At 32.0% G+C, this 2,681-nt stretch carries 2 protein-coding genes; both read left to right on the top strand.

The features are described 5' to 3' along the window. The first annotated feature begins 324 nt into the window (after window positions 1-324). Window positions 325-972 (top strand): DUF6266 family protein, encoded by a 648-nt coding sequence (locus B3J26_RS04225; RefSeq protein ID WP_291073414.1) that lies wholly within the window; start codon window positions 325-327, stop codon window positions 970-972. A 108-nt stretch (window positions 973-1,080) separates the two neighbouring features. Beyond that, the gene (locus B3J26_RS04230) at window positions 1,081-1,902 is read left to right on the top strand and encodes an AraC family transcriptional regulator (protein WP_291073415.1); all 822 of its coding nucleotides are present in this window, start codon (window positions 1,081-1,083) and stop codon (window positions 1,900-1,902) included. Window positions 1,903-2,681: the final 779 nt, after the last annotated feature.

The raw sequence follows: 2,681 nt of genomic DNA on the forward strand, positions 1-2,681 counted from the left end.
AAAATCTCAATTCTCACATCTAAAATCAATCCACTTTCTCAACCTTAGTCTTAATCTCAAATACATACTACTTTGTACATAATACAACTCTAAAATCTCAAATCTCATATCTCATATCTCACTTCTCACATCTAATATCTAATATCTAATATCTAATATCTCATATCTCATATCTCACATCTACATTCATACCAATCATTCCCCTTCATCACCTACCAATTTCGTTCATGGATAACCATAAATTAACCTCTTCAAATCATTCCTCATAATTTCGAACTGTTGCTGAACCAAATCAAATAAAGTTTAATTTAAAATCTATTAAAAATGGGAAAAATTACAGATTCTCTATTGTCGGGTACGCGAGGACGTACAGGACGAATTATTGTTTCGAATATCGAAGGAAATGAAATTTCTCGTATACGACCACGAAAATCAAATCGTATACCAACGCCAAAACAACAAGTCATAAAAGACAGATTCAATTTTGCTGTGCAGTTTATACAAGGGTATAAAGCATTGGCTAAAACCTATTACGGAAAAAGGGCTGGTTTAAAATCGCCTTATAATCAAGCCATGGCAAATTTATTACAATCTATGCCTTGTAATATGGATACCTTAACCTTTTCTATTGATTATGATGCTATTCAATTCACAAAAGGTAATTTACTCGAGCCACAACCTGTAAATGTTATTGCAGACGATCCACTATCGGTAACGATTACATGGACCGATAATGCAACAGAACTTGTGGATCAAAATGACACCTTGGTTATATTGTATGCAGAAGATGGCATTACAAAAGCACAATCAACGGTTGTACAAACAACGGTAAAACGCTCCGAAGAATCCTATGTACTACAATTTCTGCCCAAATATCAAGGAACAGATGTACATGTTTGGATGAGTTTTATATCTGTCATAAAACAAGACGCTGCACCATCTATTTACTTAGGTCAAGTCACTGTACTTTAACTATTTCCCCTCTACTTTTGGAGGGGATTTTTGTTTATATTATAATTTATTGTATATTAGACAAATACATCTTTACTACAACCATTTTCAATTTTAATTTTTAAGCGTATGAAAATTGAAGTATATGAAGAATATATCAAGTACCTGAACTTTTTTATTCATCGATATGGAGATGTAATCAAGAAAAATGAACCACAAGTAGAAGCAAAACAAGATATCCTAAACAAACAGTATATGCAAATGATTGAATATGCATTTGGTTTTATTCAAAAAATCAATTTGTTTGCGATACAAGATTATCAATCACAACTGTTGTTTATTCCGCAATTAATCTTTTACTTCAATGATGTCTGCGAATGTCCACGTCCCCCAACCTTATCAATAGATTTTAATGTTGACATAGAAGCACTTTACAAACTTTTAAAAAACAACACACAAATCACTTATAATCAAAACCAATATTTTCCTTTTCTTATTGATATTTCAGGTTTATCACACGGTTACCATCATCTAGCTGGTTTTGTTCACCGACACAAACAAGATCAATTTGCGTATTATTGTGTTTCGATCCAAGTCAAAAGTCAAGAATTGAAAGGAAACTGGAAAAAATTTTATCATATTCCCATTCAAAAACTCAAGTTAATTTACAAAGAATGTCTGCAAAAGAACCAAACACTTTATGCCTTTGCAACAGATACGGAATTTACTTACTATGAAATTCAGAAAGGATTCAACTACTATTTCAACTGCTCCTTTTCGGAATACGAACAAAAATTAAAAATGTTGAAAGCCTTAGAATTGATCATGTTTACCAATGCTCCATTCAAAGATATTACCATTCAAAGTGGTTTCTCCACTTATACTACCTTAAAACGTACATTTGCGAAACACCAAATTCCTTTAAAAGAAATCCCTCGATTAATTGTCTAAACTATCGAAGTACAGTCACCACTGTCTTCTCGATGTTCGATGAGTTTATAGGTTAACGGTCTTGGTATAAGTTTTACGCTTAACGTTTTACGTTTTCATCCTTTTTCAATATTCAAATCCAATTTTTATAACATTTGAAATTAAAAATTNNACGGGCTAAAACCTTTTTAACGCTCCATTTAACCATTTTCTTTACGTGAGAGTTTTAATGCCGGTTTTTCATCTTTTTTCAATACTCAAATTCGTTTATAACAATGAATTAAAACCGTCATTGCTGAAAAGTAGAGTTTCAATTCGGTGTAGTGTGCGATATGTTTACGTAATAAGTTTTACGTTTTACGTTTTCATCCTTTTTCAATATTCAAATCCACTTTTTATAACATTTGAGATTAAAAATTCTTTAATGTCACTTTTTACTTGACTAAAAAGTAACCAAAAAGTCAAGGCCGTAAACCTCTCTACTAAAAATGCCCTCATTCCACTAAAGATTTTAAAAACCCTACGGGCTAAAACCTTTTTAACGCTCCATTCAACCATTTTCTTAACGTGAGAGTTTTAATGCCGGTTTCTCATCCTTTTTCAATATTATAATCCCTTTTAACAACAAATTCCAAATCGACATACGATTTGCAGACGAGCTTCAATCCATTGAAACAAGCGTAAAAAAGATTAGTGAGCTTATGCGAATCATTTAATCTTTTTAGTGCGTAAAATGGTAATTGAACGTCGAAAATCGCAGTCTTGACGTTTTTGGTTCGTTTTTGCGTCAAGGTAAAAAT

The organism is Empedobacter sp. UBA5987 (assembly GCF_002429865.1).
Taxonomy (GTDB): Bacteria; Bacteroidota; Bacteroidia; order Flavobacteriales; family Weeksellaceae; genus Empedobacter; species Empedobacter falsenii_B.